The organism is Pseudomonas mucidolens, assembly GCF_900106045.1.
GTDB classification, from domain to species: Bacteria; Pseudomonadota; Gammaproteobacteria; order Pseudomonadales; family Pseudomonadaceae; genus Aquipseudomonas; species Aquipseudomonas mucidolens.
Map to the genome: position 1 here is coordinate 1660068 of NZ_LT629802.1, position 17148 is coordinate 1677215.

Annotated in this window: 4 protein-coding genes; all 4 read left to right on the forward strand. The window is 63.2% G+C overall.

What is annotated here, in order from left to right; translation table 11 throughout:
• Positions 1-13: 13 nt before the first annotated feature.
• The 4 genes from gspE (at position 14) to BLU75_RS08055 (ending at position 17070) form a co-directional block, all read left to right on the forward strand.
• Positions 14-1432 carry a type II secretion system ATPase GspE gene (gspE, locus tag BLU75_RS08035; RefSeq protein WP_084377941.1) on the forward strand — a complete coding sequence of 473 codons (1419 nt, stop codon included), beginning with the start codon at positions 14-16 and terminating at the stop codon, positions 1430-1432.
• Positions 1432-2643 carry a type II secretion system inner membrane protein GspF gene (gspF, locus tag BLU75_RS08040; protein WP_090221408.1) on the forward strand — a complete coding sequence of 404 codons (1212 nt, stop codon included), beginning with the start codon at positions 1432-1434 and terminating at the stop codon, positions 2641-2643. Before gspE ends, gspF begins: the two co-directional genes overlap by 1 nt.
• A gap of 348 nt (positions 2644-2991) precedes the next feature.
• On the forward strand, positions 2992-4191 hold the full coding sequence (locus BLU75_RS08045) for a substrate-binding domain-containing protein (protein ID WP_084377940.1): 1200 nt from the start codon (positions 2992-2994) through the stop codon (positions 4189-4191).
• Between the two features lie 363 nt (positions 4192-4554).
• Positions 4555-17070 carry a filamentous hemagglutinin family protein gene (locus BLU75_RS08055; RefSeq protein ID WP_090221409.1) on the forward strand — a complete coding sequence of 4172 codons (12516 nt, stop codon included), beginning with the start codon at positions 4555-4557 and terminating at the stop codon, positions 17068-17070.
• The last annotated feature ends 78 nt before the right edge of the window (positions 17071-17148 follow it).

Genomic DNA, 17148 nt, shown 5'->3' on the forward strand with positions numbered 1-17148 from the left:
TAGGCCCTCGCCCATGAGCCTGCTCCCCTACGCCTGGGCCAAATCCCAGCGCATCCTCCTGCACCCCGGCCAGGAAGGCCGTACCCTGACCATCTGTCCCTCCACTCCCGGTTGGTCCATCAGCGAAGTTGTTCGCCAATTTGGTGAAGCGCGCATCGAACAGGTGCGCGACGACGAACTCGACGGCCTCCTGGCCGGTGCCTACGCCGACACCGGCAGCGCCGCCGCCGTCGTCGGCGCCGCGGAAAACGAAGTCGACCTCGACCGTCTGATGCAAGACATCCCCGAAATCACCGACCTGCTCGACACCCAGGACGGCGCCCCGGTGATCCGTATGATCAACGCCTTGCTTACCCAGGCCGCGCGCGACGAAGCCAGCGATATCCATATCGAACCCTTTGAAACGCATTCCGTGGTGCGCTATCGGGTCGATGGCACGCTGCGCGATGTGGTGTCGCCGCGCAAAGCCTTGCATGGCGCGCTGGTGTCGCGGATCAAAATCATGGCCCAGCTCGACATCGCCGAAAAGCGCCTGCCTCAGGACGGCCGTATCGCTCTGCGAGTCGCCGGCCGGCCGATTGATATTCGCGTCTCCACGGTGCCCACCGGCCACGGCGAACGGGTGGTGATGCGTCTGCTCGACAAGCAGGCCGGACGCCTGCAACTGGAAACCCTGGGCATGGACCCGCAACTGCTGGCGCGTCTCGACAGCCTGATCCGCCAGCCCCACGGTATCGTCCTGGTCACCGGGCCCACCGGCAGCGGCAAGACCACCAGCCTCTACGCGGCCCTGGCGCGATTGGATGCGAGTACCAGCAATATCCTCACCGTGGAGGACCCGGTGGAGTACGACCTGCCGGGCATCAGCCAGATCCAGGTGAATGCCAAGATCGACATGACCTTCGCCCTGGCTCTGCGGGCCATCCTGCGCCAGGATCCGGACATCATCATGATCGGCGAAATCCGTGATCTCGAAACCGCACAAATCGCCGTGCAGGCCTCGCTCACCGGGCACCTGGTGCTTGCCACGTTGCACACCAACGACGCAGTGTCGGCGGTCAATCGCCTGATCGACATGGGTGTCGAACCGTTCCTGCTGGCCTCGTCCTTGCTCGGTGTATTGGCCCAGCGTCTGGTGCGGCGCCTGTGCCCGCACTGCAAGCAGCAAGACCCGGCCGCTCCCGGTACGTGGCGGCCGGTGGGGTGCAAGCAGTGCAATCAGGTCGGTTACAGCGGGCGTACCGGCATTCATGAGCTGTTCTGCATCGACGATAATCTGCGAGGGTTGATTCACCAGGGTGCCGGCGAGCAAGACCTGCGCGTCGCTGCCCGCCACGCCGGGATGTTCAGCCTGCGTGAGGATGGTGAGCGCTGGGTCCGCAGCGGCGCCACCTCACCGGAAGAAATCCTGCGCGTAACACGGGACGCCTGATGAATCGCTATCGCTATGAAGCCGCCAATGCCAGCGGCAAGCTGGAATCCGGGCACCTGGAGGCGGATAGCCAGAGCGCGGCTTTTGCCAGTTTGCGCAGTCGTGGCCTGACGGCGTTGCTGGTGCAAGTCGAAGGCAACCCGAACGCGGTGGCCGGCGGCAGTCTGTTCAGTGCCAAGCTGTCGGACAACGACCTGGCCTGGGCCACGCGGCAGTTGGCGAGCCTGCTGGGTGCCAGCCTGCCGTTGGAGGCGGCCTTGAGTGCCACCGTCGAACAAGCCGAAAAAAAACACATTGCCCAGACCTTGAGCGGCGTGCGCGCCGATGTGCGCGGTGGCATGCGCCTGGCCGATGCGCTGGCGGCTCGGCCGCGAGACTTTCCGTCGATCTACCGGGCGCTGATCGCGGCGGGGGAGGAGTCCGGCGACCTGGCCCAGGTCATGGAGCGCCTGGCGGACTACATCGAAGAGCGCAATAACCTGCGAGGCAAGATCCTGACCGCGTTTATCTATCCGGGGGTGGTGGGGCTGGTGTCGATCGGCATTGTGATTTTTCTGTTGAGCTACGTCGTACCACAGGTGGTCAGCGCCTTTTCCCAGGCGCGCCAGGATCTGCCGGGACTGACCCTGGCGATGCTCAATGCCAGCGATTTCATTCGTGCCTGGGGCGGGTTGTGCTTTGCCGCGTTACTGGGGGGCTTCTGGGGTTGGCGCCTGTACTTGCGCAACCCCGAGGCGCGCTTGAGCTGGCATGCCCGGGTGCTGCGCCTGCCGTTGATCGGGCGTTTTGTATTGGGGCTCAACACCGCACGTTTCGCCTCGACCCTGGCCATCCTCGGAGGGGCCGGCGTGCCGCTGCTGCGCGCCCTGGAAGCGGCGCGTCAGACCCTGTCCAACGACCGCCTGAGCCAGAGTGTCAGCGATGCCACCGCCAAAGTCCGCGAAGGGGTCAACCTGGCACCGGCGCTGGCGGTGGAGAAAGTCTTCCCGCCGGTACTGATCCACCTGATCGCCAGCGGCGAAAAAACCGGCTCCTTGCCACCGATGCTTGAGCGCGCCGCGCAAACCCTGTCGCGAGATATCGAGCGCCGCGCCATGGGCATGACCGCCTTGCTCGAACCGCTGATGATCGTGGTGATGGGTGCCGTGGTGCTGGTGATTGTGATGGCGATACTGTTGCCGATTATCGAAATCAACCAACTGGTCACTTAGCTCCCGAGCGTCCTGATACCTGACCTCGGGTTCCTTGTTCTGTCATTTACCTGACGCCACCACACGGCCTGTATCACCTGCAGGCGGGTGATGCGGATCCGACCTGAAACCTGGCTGTCACCTGGGCCGAAAAATACCCGAATCATTGCCAAAACACCCGAGAATCTTTTTAAAAATCAAGCGCTTTCTCCCGAGGTTTTTTCCTATATCTGTCATCGGGAACTGCGAACTTCTTCGTCATGGCCTCATCTCGCAAACCCTCTGGTTCAAGGCGTGGGAACCGAGCGCCATAGCGTCATGCAAGAGCCATCTACCTCAACGTATGAACACGACGAAAGGAGCTTCTTCATGTTTAAGCGCAACGTTCTCGCGGTATCCATGACCCTCGCGACCCTCTGCTCGGCCCAGGCTGCATTCGCTGATGTCAACGGCGGCGGTGCGACCCTGCCACAGCCGCTGTATCAGACTGCCGGTGTGTTGACTGCCGGTTTTGCGCCCTACATCGGTGTCGGCAGCGGCAACGGTAAAGCGGCCTTCCTGAACAACGACTACACCAAGTTCGTGGCCGGCGTCACCAACAAGAATGTACATTGGGCCGGTAGCGATTCGAAGCTCTCCGCCGTCGAGCTGAGCAACTACGCCAGCGCCCATAACGCCGCTTGGGGCAAGTTGATCCAGGTTCCTTCGGTGGCCACTTCGGTTGCCATTCCGTTCAACAAGACCGGCTCCAATGCAGTCAACCTCACGGTTGACCAACTGTGCGGCGTGTTCTCGGGTCGCTTGACCAACTGGAACCAGATCACCAACTCCGGTCGTACCGGTACCATCACCGTGGTTTATCGCAAAGGCAACAGCGGCACCACCGAGTTGTTCACGCGCTTCCTGAACGCCAAGTGCAGCGTGGCCCAGGAAGGCGGTACCTTTGCCGTGACCCAGGCTTTCGACACCAGCTTCTCCGGTGGTTTGCCGGCTGGCGCAATCAACCCGCTGCAACAAGGCGCGCTGGATACCAGTGAAGGTGTGATGACTACGCTCAACGCCGCCCAAGGTCGTATCACCTACATGAGCCCGGACTACGCGGCGACCACGCTGGAAGGTCTGGATGACGCCACCAAAGTGGCCCGGGTCGCTGGCGTTTCGCCTGCTCCGGCCAACGTATCCACCGCGATCGGCGCCGTCACTCCGCCAGTCGTTGCCAACCGTGCCAACCAGAACGCCTGGGTTCCGGTATTCGCGGCTACCGCCAACCCTGCCGATCCAAGCGTGGTGCCTTACCCAACCACCGGTTATCCGATCCTGGGCTTTACCAACCTGATCTTCAGCCAGTGCTACGCCGATGCAGGCCAGACCTCGCAAGTGCGTACGTTCTTCACTCGTCACTACGGTTCGAGCGCGTTGACCAACAACGACAATGCGATTCGCAACAACCGTTTCGTGCCGCTGCCAGCCAACTGGAAAACCGCTATTCGTGACACCTTCCTCACTGCGACCAACGGCCTGAGCATCGGCAAGTCCGACGTCTGCAACGGCATTGGTCGTCCGCTGTAACTTCAGCAGTCATTGAGCTGAAAGACCTGATCAGCAACGGCTTTTGCCGTTGCTGATTTTTTCGTTGTAGGGATTTGCTGTGGGTCTCTATCGGACTACGACGGCCTGTTTTCCGCACACGCATTCCATCTTCTCTGTAGGAGCGAGCTTGCTCGTGAAAGTCGTTAACGATGACGCGGGGAGTGTGGTGCCCCGAGGCGTCCTCAGGTTTTTCGCGAGCAAGCTCGCTCCTACAGAAGAGGGTTCCTTTCCGGGTCCCCATATGAATTTTCCGTGACAAAAGTTCAGTCCGCTCTCTCGCCAACTGCCTAACCCCCATACCTGAAGCGCATTTTCGGCAACAACAAAAAAGGATGACTCCAGATGGTCCGCTGCAAACCACCGGTTAAGTTGAATGCCCAGGGCCCAGGCGGCCAGACGATCCTGCGCCTCAAGCCCCTGGCCCATGCAATCGCCTTGCTGATGGTGGCGGGCAGCGCCCATGGAGCCACGGCGTTCAGTTCCGGTTGGTTCGCCGCCAAAGGCGCGTCCCAGGCCGCAACGGCGGCGCGTCCTGGCGCGGCGGTGCCGGGGATGCCGCCGCCGCTGTCCCAGCAGGCCCGAGTCAACCAGCAACTGCAGCGCTCCTTGAGCACCCTCAACACCAGTGTCGCCGCGATCGCTGCCCAGCAGGCGGCGCAAGCCGCCGGGCGCCAGGCCGCGCTGGGGCAGGTCTCGACCATTCCCGATGGCCTGGGCAAGGGCGGCTTGCAAGTGGACAACAGCCTGACCCAAGGCTGGACCAACGCCAAAGGCCCCAAGCAAAGCCAGTCCGGCGGCAAGACCACTGTCTCCATCGAGCAGACCGCCGACAAGGCAATCCTCAATTGGGAAACCTTCAACGTCGGGCGCAATACCACTGTCGATTTCCAGCAGCAATCCAATTGGGCCGTGCTCAACCGCGTCAACGACCCGAATGCCCGGCCCAGTGAAATCCAGGGGCAGATCAAGGGCGCCGGCACGGTGATGATCATGAACCGTAACGGCGTGGTGTTCAGTGGCAGCAGCCAGGTCAACGTGCGTAACCTGGTCGCCGCGGCGGCGACCATCACCGATGAACAGTTCACCCAGCGCGGGATTTATGTCGACGCCAACGGCACTCAACCCACCTTCACCGACGCGGTGGGCAAGGTCGAGGTGCAGCGCGGCGCCGTGATCCAGACCCACAAGGCGGTCAAGTCCACCGAGTCCGGCGGCTATGCCTTGCTGCTGGGCACGGAAGTCGAAAACGCGGGCACCATCATTACCGCCAAAGGCCAGACCACGTTGGCCGCAGGCGACAGTTTTTATATCCGCAAGGGCCAAGGCACCAGCGGTAATCCGCGATCCACCACGCGCGGCAACGAAGTGGCCACCAGCCTTAACCCAGACAGCACCGCCGGTACAGTGAGCAACAGCGGGCTGATCATGGCCTCGACCGGCGATATCACCCTGACCGGGCATACCGTGCGGCAAAACGGTGTAGCGCTGGCCAGCACGTCGGTGGACACACGCGGCACTGTTCACCTGCTTAACTCGGCCACCGACAGCACCGGCAGCGTAACGCTGGGAGAGGGCAGCACCACCGCGATCCTGCTCGACAGCAGCGGCTCCACCGCCCTCGACAGCCAGCGGGACAACGGCGTGGTCAACCTCGATGGCCAGCCGAGCAACCTGATCACCGGGCAGTTCAATCACCTGAGCCAGGTTGCCGACCGCACGGATCAGTCGCGCATCGAGATTGTCAGCGGTGGCACGGTGGACTTCCAGAAGGGCTCGATCACCCTCGCCACCGGCGGCCAGGTCGCGGTCAGTGCCGGCCAGCGTAGCCTGTTGCGCGATGGCGCGATGGTCGATGTCTCTGGCGCCATCGGAGTCAAGGTGGCGATGGAAGCCAACAACATCAAGATCAATGTTCAGGGTAATGAGCAGCGCGATGCGCCGGTCAATCGGGATGACGGGCAGTTGATCAATAACGATGTGTGGGTCGATCTGCGCGAATTGGTATTTGTCCCGGCAGGCACCAACGGTTATGCAACGGATCGCTGGTACACCGCTGGCGGGCTGCTGGAAGTCGGTGGTTATCTCGGCACCCAGGGTCATTCCGTGGGGGAGTGGATGGCCCAGGGCGGCACCGTGACGTTTACCGGCAAGGACCTGGTGACCCAGCAGGGCGCACAGATCAACCTCTCCGGTGGCACCGTCGATGTGCAGGGCGGTTATATCCGCCAGAGCTGGCTCAAGGGCCCGGACGGGCGCCTCTACGAAGTGTCGAAAGCCCCGGGCGATATTCTCTACAGCGGTTTCTACAAGGGTTATGAAGACACCAGTGAGCGCTGGGGGCGCACCGATTATTACTACAACCCGCTGATCGCCCCGCAGCGCCGCTACGAAGCCGGTTATACCGTGGGGCGCGATGCCGGCAAGCTGGTGGTCGGTACCTCCAGCGCGGTGCTGGAAGGGCAGTTGATCAGCGACGTGTTCCAGGGCGATCGCCAGACCCAAGCGCCGAATATCAACCTCGACGGCTACCAGCAGTCGCAAAAGGCTCTGGCCCGGCGTGCACAGTTGATCATTGGCCAGTACACCCCGGTGTTCAACAAAAGCACCGGCACGCTGCGTTACTCCCTGACGCCGACGGCTACGCAGGTGCTGATCGACGCTGAACCGCAGAAAGTTGCCGACGGCCTGGACCTGAGTAGCCCCCTGACTGTGGAGCGTCAGGGCAAGCTGGTGCTCGACAGCACTCAACTCAATGGCTTCCAACTGGGCGCGATTAAAGTCAGCGCCACCGAGGCAATCAAGGTGGATGGCGCGCTCAAGGTCGCCGATGGCGGGGATATCACCTTGTTCGCCCCGGCGGTCGCGATCAATGCGGACCTCACGGCACATGGCGGCAGTATCAACGCCGGTAACCTGCTCAGCCAGCTCAACCTCAGCGGCACCGGCGACGTGATCCTGCCGGGCGCTGCCAGCGTGGGGGTTGCCGAAGGCGTCAGGCTTGACGCTTCCGGGCGCTGGACCAATCGCCCGCTTGATCCAGCGATCAGCGAAGGCCTGGCCTACGTCAACGGTGGCAAGGTGTCGCTGCGCAGTACCGGCAGTATCAGCCTGGCGAGTGGCAGTCGGGTGGACACGTCTTCCGGGGCGAGCGTCGGCCTGGATGGCAAGATCAGCGGCGGCAAGGGCGGCAACGTGACCTTGAGCGCACTGGGTGCGCTCGACCTGGACGGTGATATTCGTGGTTATGGCGTCAACGGCGGTGGCACCCTGGCGTTGCAGGCCAGGAAAGTACTGATCGGCGAGCGCGCCGGCACCGTAGACGCCGACACCCTGCAACTGGCCGGTGATTTCTTCAACAAGGGTTTCTCGGCCTATGACATCACTGGCAATGAAGGGCTGATCGTCGCAGACGGCACCCAGGTCGATGTGAACATGCCGGTCTACCGGGTCGGCGAACAGGCGCTGACGACCCCTGGCGGCGGCGATCCGACGACTGTCCTGGAGCGTTGGCTGCCCGAGCTCTATCAGCAGGATGCCGCCCAAGGCGTGCTGAGCCAGCGGCGTGGCGCCAGTTTGAGCCTGACCGCCGGCACCACGTTTAACACTGAGGAACAAGTGGCCAACACCGCATTGACGGTGGGTCAAGGCGCGGTGATCAATGTTGATCCGGGCCAGGCGATCAACCTGCACAGTGTTGGCCAACTGACGCTCAACGGCACTCTCAACGCCTGGGGTGGCAGTGTCAGTCTCGGTGGGCTGACGGTGCCGTTGGTCTCCGAGAAACTCGATGCCATCGGGCATGGCCGTTCGATCTGGGTCGGTGAGCAAGCGCTGATCGATGTGGCCGCGCGGGCCGTGACGGCCGTCGACAACCAAGGTCGCGTGTATGGCCAGGTGCGCAACGGCGGTCAGATCACGATCGGCGGGGATATCGATCCCGCGACCGGCATTGCCAAGGCCAGTGATCTGTTTGTGGTGGTGCGTGAGGGGGCGCGCCTGGATGCTTCGGGCAGCCAGGCGCTGCTGGATATTCCCGGCCAGGGCTCGACCCGGGTGGCGAGCAACGGCGGCAATATTGCCTTTGCTTCCAATAACGGCCTGTATCTGGATGGCAGCTTTGTCGCCAAGGCCGGTGGCGCAGGCGCGGCGGGTGGGCGTCTGGCGGTGGCGCTGGAGGCGCCGTTCTACGTCAAGGGCCTGGCATCTGAGCGCGTGTTGCAGGGTCGCGATTTGCTCCTCAGCCAGTCGCATCAGGCTGAAGCGCTGCCCGAGAATGCCGCCGCCGCCGCAGACGCGTTGGTCTACGGTCATGCCCGGCTGGGTGTCGATCAGGTCACAGCCGGCGGCTTCGACAATCTGGCGCTGCTGAGTAACGGTTCGCTGAGCTTCGCCGGCGATGTTTCGTTGAACCTGGGACAAAGCCTGACGCTGTACTCCTCCAGGTTGAACCTGGCCGAGGGCGCCTCGAATACCTCGCGGGTCAACCTGGCTGCGCCGCATGTGGTACTCGGTGGCCTGCTCGCGCCGGACCGCAGCGGCATGGAAAACTACCTCAGGCCGGAACTCATCCCGACCTCGTCGTTGCCGGGCCAGGGTGTGTTTACGCTTGACAGCGACCTGCTGGACATTCGCGACCGGGTCGATTTTTCCCTCAATCAAGGCTTCGATCAGGTCAATCTCAACAGTCGTGGCGATTTGCGTTTCCTCGCCGGGCGCGATGGCGGTGTGACGGTTGCTCCGGGGTTCAGCACCACGCTGCTGACAGGCGGTGACTTGACCTTGCGCGCTGCGCGTATCTACCCCGGCAGCGAGATCGCCGCCCAAGTATTGGCGGGCCGGATCGGCGGTGGGCTTTCAGCCATTGAATTCGACCCGACGCGCACCCTGACCATCGAAAGAACCGGCAGCACCAGCGGCGTGGCCCCCAACTCGGTATTCGGTCGCCTGCAACTGGGCGCCGCGACGATCAAGCAGGGTGGTGTGTTGCAGGCGCCGTTGGGGCTGATCGAAATCGGCAACCTGGGCAGCACCAAAGTCGAACTGCTACCCGGCAGCCTCACGTCGGTCAGTGGCAAGGGCCTGGTGTTGCCTTACGGCGGCACGGTGGACGGCCAGGTTTATCGCTACAACGGCAAGACCGTGAAATTCGTCGGCCAGGGCGGCGTGGTCATCGGTAACGGCGACTTGACGGTCGGGGTGATCCTGGGCGGCAAGTCGGTGGCGGTATTGCCCGAGGCGACCCTGGACCTGTCGGGTGGCGGTGACTTGCTCGGCGCTGGGTTTATTGCCGGGCGCGGTGGCTCCACCGATGCGCGCTACAACCCCCTGGTACAGTTTGGCGCCAATGGTGGCTTTGTCCTGCCAGGGCTGGCGACCAACCCGGTGTATGCCATCGTGCCGGGCGCCCAGCCGGGGTACGCGCCGGTGGCCGGTGAAGGCGGTGCGAACACCCCGTTGGTTGGCCAGCAAATCACCCTCGGGGCCGGCGTGCCGGGCCTTCCGGCTGGCACTTACACCTTGTTGCCGTCCACTTACGCGCTGATGCCGGGGGCGTTCCGCGTCGAGCTCAACGGCCTGGCCGGAACCGACAGTGATGCGGCTGCCACGCCGATGCGCAACGGTTCCTGGTCCACCGCCGGGCGCCTGTCGATTATCCATACCGACATCCGCAACAGCCTGACCAGCCAGGTGATCCTGACCTCGGCCGACACCTTGCGTCGCTACTCGCAGTACAACGAAACCGGTTATGCCCAATTCGCCGTGGCCGACGCCGCCAGGCTCGGCGTGCCACGGCCGTTGCTGCCGGTGGACGCCAAGACCCTGAAGCTGGCCTTATCCGCCGGGGGCGGCAACGAAACGTTCTCGTTCAAGGGCAAGGGGCGCTTCGAGGCCGCTACCGGAGGGTATGGCGGCACGGTTGCAGTGATCAACCTGACAAAAAGCGGTGAAGGCTCCACCACTCAAATCATTAATGCCGGCAGCCCCCTCGATCCAGACTTCACTGGCCTGACCGTGGATGCCCAGAGCCTCAATGCGCTGGGCGCCAAACGCCTGTTGGTGGGTGGGCTGTCGATGGTGCTGTATGGGCAGGGCGGCAATATCGTGACCTTCGCCTCGGGGCTCAACGCGCCCAGTGGTTCGATCGTGCTGCGCGAGGGTGCGACGCTGAAGGCGCCGGAGGTGATCCTGGTGTCCGGCAGCGGCGATATCGTGGTCGAGCAGGGCGCCTCCATCAACACCCTCGGCCAGGGTGCTGCGGCCTATGATGCCCGTGACGGGTTCGTCTACAGCGGCGCGCCAAATATGCTCGCGGTGTCCAACGGTCTGTTGAATGTACTGCCTTACGACAATCGCAACGAGGTCGAACTCGGCGCGATCCGGATCGGTCAGTGCACCACCGGCGGATGCCTGGGGCAGACCTCGATCTATTCCGATGGCAGCATTGTCGCGGCCACCACCCAGGCCCTGGAACTCGATGATCAGGTGCGCTATGGCACCCGCCATCTGGCCCTGGCCTTGAGCAATATCAATGTGGGCAGCGCCGAAGCACTGGCCGCCGCGGCCAGCGCTGGTGTGCTGCCAGCCGGCCTGACCCTTAACCAGCAGGTGCTGGATCGTTTGCTGCGCGGCGATACCCAGTTCGGCGCGCCGGCCCTGGAAACCCTGCAGTTGTCCGCCGGCCAAGCGCTCAATTTCTATGGGACCAGCACGCTGGATACCTACGATGCGCAGACCGGCAAGTCGCGCCTGAGCAATTTGTTGCTGTCCACGCCGGCGATTTACGGTTCCGGGACCACCGCCGACGTGGCGAGCATCCACACCGCCAATTTGATCTGGCAGGGCGCCGAGGGCGCGCCCGGCGCGGTGATCGCCGGTGGTGCCGGCAACGGCGGCGGGCGGCTGGATATCAACGCCGAGCGCATTGAGTTCGGTTACGGCGCCTTTGCCCAGCCGAGCACCACCAAGACCTTTGATCGTCTGGCCCTGGGCTTTGCCAACGTCAACCTCAACGCCAGTCAGCGCATTACCGCCAACCACAAGGGCAGCCTGTCGGTCTATCAGCGCCAGGGCGCGTATGACCCGGTCAAGGGCTTCCAATACAGTGGTGGCAATCTCAATATCCTCACGCCGCTGCTGACGGGCGAAGGTGGTTCGGTCAACCGTATGACCGCAGGTGGCGCGATCGATGTGCGGGCTTCGGCCGGTGCACGTGGCACCGTCACCGGTCATGGGGCGCAATTGTCCTTGCAGGGCGAGAGTATCCGCCTGGCCAGCGCGGTGGTGCTGCCCAGCGGTAAGGTCAGCCTCGGCGCCCGGGGTGACGTGGTACTGACCGACACCTCATTGATCGACGTCGCCGGACGCGCCATTGCCTTCAACGATGTGACCCAGTACGGCTGGGGCGGCGAAGTATTGCTCGACAGTCGCAGCGGCAACATTCTGCAGGGCGCGGGATCGACCATCGACATTTCCGCGAAGAACAACCAGGCCGGTAAACTGCGGGCCGTGGCGCTGGATGCGACGCGCGGGATTGTTGATTTGCAGGGCAAGATCCTCGGAGGCAGCAGCGGTTATTACGAGGCGGGCGGCACCTTGATGCCGTACCTGGCGGGCAGCGTGGAAATCCAGGCTCGGCGCCTGGGCGGCAGCGGCTTGTTGGATCAGCAATTCGCCGCCCTCAATCAGCGTCTCAACGATGGCCAGGTTTACGGCGCCCGCAGCTTCCAGCTCAAGCAGGGCGACTTGACCATCGGTAATGGCCTCAAAGCCAGCAGCATCAGCGTGTCGATAGACAACGGCAGCCTGCGGGTCAATGGCCTGGTGGATGCCAGCGGCGAGCGGGTCGGTAGCATCAACCTGGCGGCCAGCAATGGCCTGACCCTGGACAGCGGCGCGGTGCTCGACGCCCATGGCAGCAAACTTCGGGTCGACAGCTACGGCAAGATCATCGACTCACCCAACCGGGCCATGGTGGTACTGGGCTCCGGCGACGGCCTTCTGACCTTGGCCGATGGCGTGCGCATCGACCTGCGCCACGGCACCAGCACCGCGACGGGCAACGACGGGCGCAGTCGAGGTACTCTGGAGCTGAATGCGCCACGCTTGATCAATGCCGATGGCTCCAGCAATGACATCGCCATCGACGCCAGCGGACGTTTGGTTATCGATGGGGCTCGCTCGATCACCCTTAACGGCATGATCCGCTACGACGATGCCCCGGTAAAAAACGATCCTACCGCCAGCGGTCGTCCTTATCAGGAAATCACTCAGGACTATTTGCAGGGCAAGCATGAGGCCAGTGTGCAGTTCATCAATGCCGCCCTGCAAAACAATAACTTGTTGCAGAACAAGCTTGCCGGCCTGAACAACGCGACTTATGCCGACGCGTTCCACCTGCGGCCCGGTGTTGAAATCGTCAGCAATACCGCGGATGGCGATCTGGTGGTGCAGGGTGATCTGGACCTTTCCGGTTTCCGTTACGCCAGCCTCAACTCGCACAGCCAGCAGGACAGCGCGGTGTACGGTTCCGGCGAATCCGGCAGCCTGACCCTGCGGGCGGGTGGCGACTTGAACATCTACGGCAGTATCAACGACGGCTTTGCTCCACCACCGGAAACCGTGGATGACAAGGGTTGGGTGCTGTTGCCGGGTATCGACTTTACCGGCGGCGATATCGTCGTGCCTGGACACGGTGTGACCCTCGCGCAGGGCACGGCCTACCCGGCGGGCGCTGTGCTGAACTACGACTTGCCGATCGCCGACATCGGCGTGAGCGCGGGAACCCGATTGCCGGTGCGTGCGACCCTGAACCAGGACCTGGTGCTGCCTGCCGGTACGGTGCTGGCGGCGGCGGTGCTCGACAGCGCCGGCAACCTGCTGTTCGCAGCGGGGACCTTACTTAACCAGGCGCAGACCTTGGTGGGTGGTTCGCAACTGGAAGCGGGCAGCCTGCTGACCGAAAATACGTTGTTGAAGGCCCTGACCTGGCCCAAAGGCGTACCGCTGCCGCAGAACTTCCAGGCGCTGGATCCCACACTCAACGTGGTGACGCTGGACCGCGACATGCTGTTGCCACGGGGCGCGCTGATCCCTTCCGGCACCAACGTCAAGTTGCAGAACGGAGCCGAGTCAATCCAACTGCGGCCTGAGGAATCGGGACGCCAGGGCAAGCAATGGGCGATTGCGCCGATGTTGGCCGAAGGTTCGCAATCCTGGTCGCTGCGCCTGGTGGCAGGTGCCGATACCGAGGCGGCGGACAGTCGCCTGCTGCAACCTCATCCGCGCACCGGCGACCTGCGTCTGGCGGACAGTCATTACGGCATGTATGCCAAAGAGTTGCCGTCGAAAACCATATGGACGTGGACCGCGGCGTCGGTTGAAGTGCTGTTGAGCCTGGGCGTGGTGGTCGAGGCAGGCACGCCGATTGAGCAAGCGATCCTCGACGAATTGGGCGGCGGTCCGATTGAGACCTTCTGTGCCGATACGCCGGAATTCTGCGCCGCCAAATCCAACTTTGTCTGGACCGAGTATGCGCAACAAGACCTGGCCAACAGCGGCATTATCGTCGAGGCCGGGACACCGATCGATCAGGCGTTCCTGGATCAGTTTGGCATCCCGTCGGTCGATGGTTTTTGCTCCGAGACGCCTGACTACTGCCTTTCCCAGAACGCCAAGGAATATGCACCCGCCCCATCGAGCACGCGCTTCAGCGTGATCCGTACCGGCACTGGCGACCTGCAATTGCTGAGCGCCGGCAACCTGAGCATGGATTCGCTGTATGGGGTTTATACCGCCGGTACCTCCTCCACAACGACCTACGAGGGTGATCCTTACAATCAACCCAAGGCCCTGGGACGCGGCGATACCGTGCTCAATGACACCCACAGCTACTATGAGCAGTTTGTGAACGGTGACACCACCAGCCTGTATCGAGCCTGGTACCCGGAGGCGGGCGGCAACCTGAGCCTGAATGTCGGCGGCGACCTCACGGGTAACGTTGTCGCGGCATTGACCTCCTTGAGCCGGCCCAACCCGCTGGATGCCGGAACGGATTCGGCCAGTGTGGGTAACTGGCTGTGGCGTCAGGGCAGCGGCACTGTCGATACGGGCGGGGCACCTCAGCCGAGCGCCTGGTGGATCAATTTCGGCAGCTACACCGCCACCAGCACGGCTGACCAATTAGTCGGCTTTACCGGCTTCGGTACCCTGGGCGGTGGTGACCTGGATGTACAGGTCGCAGGTGACGCCGGAGTGCTGCGCCCGATGGCCGGGAATATCATGTCGCCTATCACCAACCCGCGCAGCCAGGGGCTGGTGCTGGCAGTTGGCAGTACAGGTCGGGTGGCCAGCGATGGCAGCTTGCAGGTGACGGGCGGCGGCGATTTGCGGGTGCGCATCGGGGGTGCCTTGAACCCTGACAGTAAGCTTCCCACGGGTAGCCTGAACGGTTCGCTGGTGAACCTGCGCGGCAATGCCCGAGTGCTTGGCGGTGCCATGGGCCAGGTCGAGTTGCAGTACGGCAGTCTGATCAGCACCCACAGCCCTGGCGAAACCCGTGCGCTCGATCCATTGCAAGCCACCCGTGGGCTGGCGACGGGCGGTATAACGTTGGTGCCGGGCGATGCCACCTTCAGCCTGGCGACCTTGGGTGACCTGACGCTGCAAAACGTGCTCGATCCGGGCCGGGTGTTAATGCCAAACAGCTCCGCCTTCGTGCGCGGCGAAGCACACGGTCCGGGTACCAGCTGGTTCTCGTTGTGGACCGAGCGTACCGCCATCGACCTGTTTTCCGCAGGGGGCAACTTGACCCCCAACACCGAAGCGCGGGCTTCCGATCTGGCGGTGGTGTATCCGTCGATTCTTCGAGCGACTGCAGCCAGTGGCAGCTTTTACTACGGCAAGGCGGGCGCATCGGTTCAGTTCGATACCGTTTACAGCCTCCCGCTGTTGCTGGCGCCGGGGACCAACAGTCAGTTGCAGTTCCTCGCCCATGATTCGATCTACGCCGGCGGCATGTTTGCCGCGTTGTCGGCGGCCGATCCAGGGATCATGGCCACGCCTTGGCAACCGGCGTTCGTTGGCAGGCTTGGTGACAGTATCAATATCGTCGACAGCAACCTGTCATCCAATGGCAGCTCGGATAACGCCAACCCTCTGCCGTTATTTGTATTTGGTTCTGCCAGCGCCTCGCCGGCGGCCCACGTGCCGACGGAACCGGTGCGCTTCTATGCCTTGACCGGCGATCTGCTGGGCGTCAGCAGTGGGCGTGTCATCACCTTTAACGACACGTTGGGTGTCCGCCACGCCGGGCAGACCTGGTACGAGGGCAATGGGCCGGTATGGATGATGGCGGGTCGGGACATCGTCAGCAGTGGGCGCATTTTTGGTGCTCAGGACTTCCAGAACAACCTGGCCGCTGACGGCAACCTGTTCATCCACAACAATCCCAACGATATTTCGATTGTCTCCGCCGGACGCGACATCCTGTTCAGCAACTTCCAGGTCGCGGGTCCCGGCCTGCTTGAGCTGAGCGCCGGACGTGATATCCGCATGGAAGACCAGGTCAGTGTCACCAGCCTCGGCGCGGTGGTGCCAGGCGATAGCCGTCCGGGCGCGGGCATTGTCATGCAAGCGGGCGTGGGGCCGAACGGTCCTGACTACCGGCGTTTTGTCGAGGTTTACCTCAACCCGGACAACCTGCTGCAGGTCGGTGAAGCCTTGAAGCTTGAGGGCACAAAAGTCGCCAAGACCTATGAAACCGAACTGGTCGACTGGCTTTCCGAGCGCTTCGGCTTTGTCGGGGACAGCGAACAGGCACGGGCGTATTACGCGACACTGCCGGCGGAGCAGCAGCGGGTGTTTGCCCGTGAGGTGTACTTCGCCGAACTCAAGGCCGCCGGCCGCGAGTACAACCAGGAGGGCGGCGTGCGTCAGGGCAGCTACGTGCGTGGTCGGGCGGCGGTGGCGGGGTTGTTCCCGGACAAGGATGTGGCCGGCAATGCAATTGCCTACAAGGGTGATATCACACTGTTTGGCGGTGCCGGGGTACACACCAACTTTGGCGGCTCGATCCAGATGCTCACCCCGGGCGGAGGCCAGACGTTCGGCATCGAGGGCGACGCGCCACCGGCTTCAGCGGGGGTGATCACCCAAGGCGCCGGGGATATTCAGTTGTACTCGATGGGCAGTATCTTGCTTGGTCAGAGCCGGATCATGACCACTTTTGGTGGCTCGATCATGGGCTGGTCGGCGCAGGGCGATATCAACGCCGGTCGCGGCTCCAAGACCACCGTCGTGTACTCGCCGCCGCGTCGTACCTACGACGATTGGGGCAATGTGGCGTTGTCGCCGTCGGTGCCGAGTACCGGTGCCGGTATTGCCACGCTTAACCCGATCCCCGAGGTGCCCGCGGGCGATATCGACTTGATCGCGCCGCTGGGCACGATTGACGCCGGGGAAGCGGGGATTCGCGTCTCGGGTAATATCAACATTGCCGCGTTGCAGGTGGTGAATGCGGCGAATATCCAGACCCAGGGCAAATCGTCGGGAGTGCCCGTGACGGCGGCGGTGAACACCGCGGCCATGAGTTCCGCCAGCGCGGCGGGAGCGGCGGCGTCCCAGGCGGCGGAAGATGCGGCGCGTAACCAGCAGGCGGCGGCACGCCAGGGCAGGGCGTCGATTGTCACCGTCGAGGTGCTGGGGTTTGGTTCCGAGCCGGTGCGGCGCGGTCAGGAGGAGGCCCGCAGCGCTCCGGCGTATGACCCGGACAGTCCGGTCCAGGTGTTGGGGGCGGGCTCGTTGAGTGACCAGGCCAGGGCGCAATTGACGGAAGAGGAGCGGCGGCAAATCAGTTTGTAGCAGTCAAGAGCAACGCTTGTTGTACCGAGTTTGGGGCGATCAATGATCGCCCCTTTTTTTTGCTTTCTGCCTGACAGC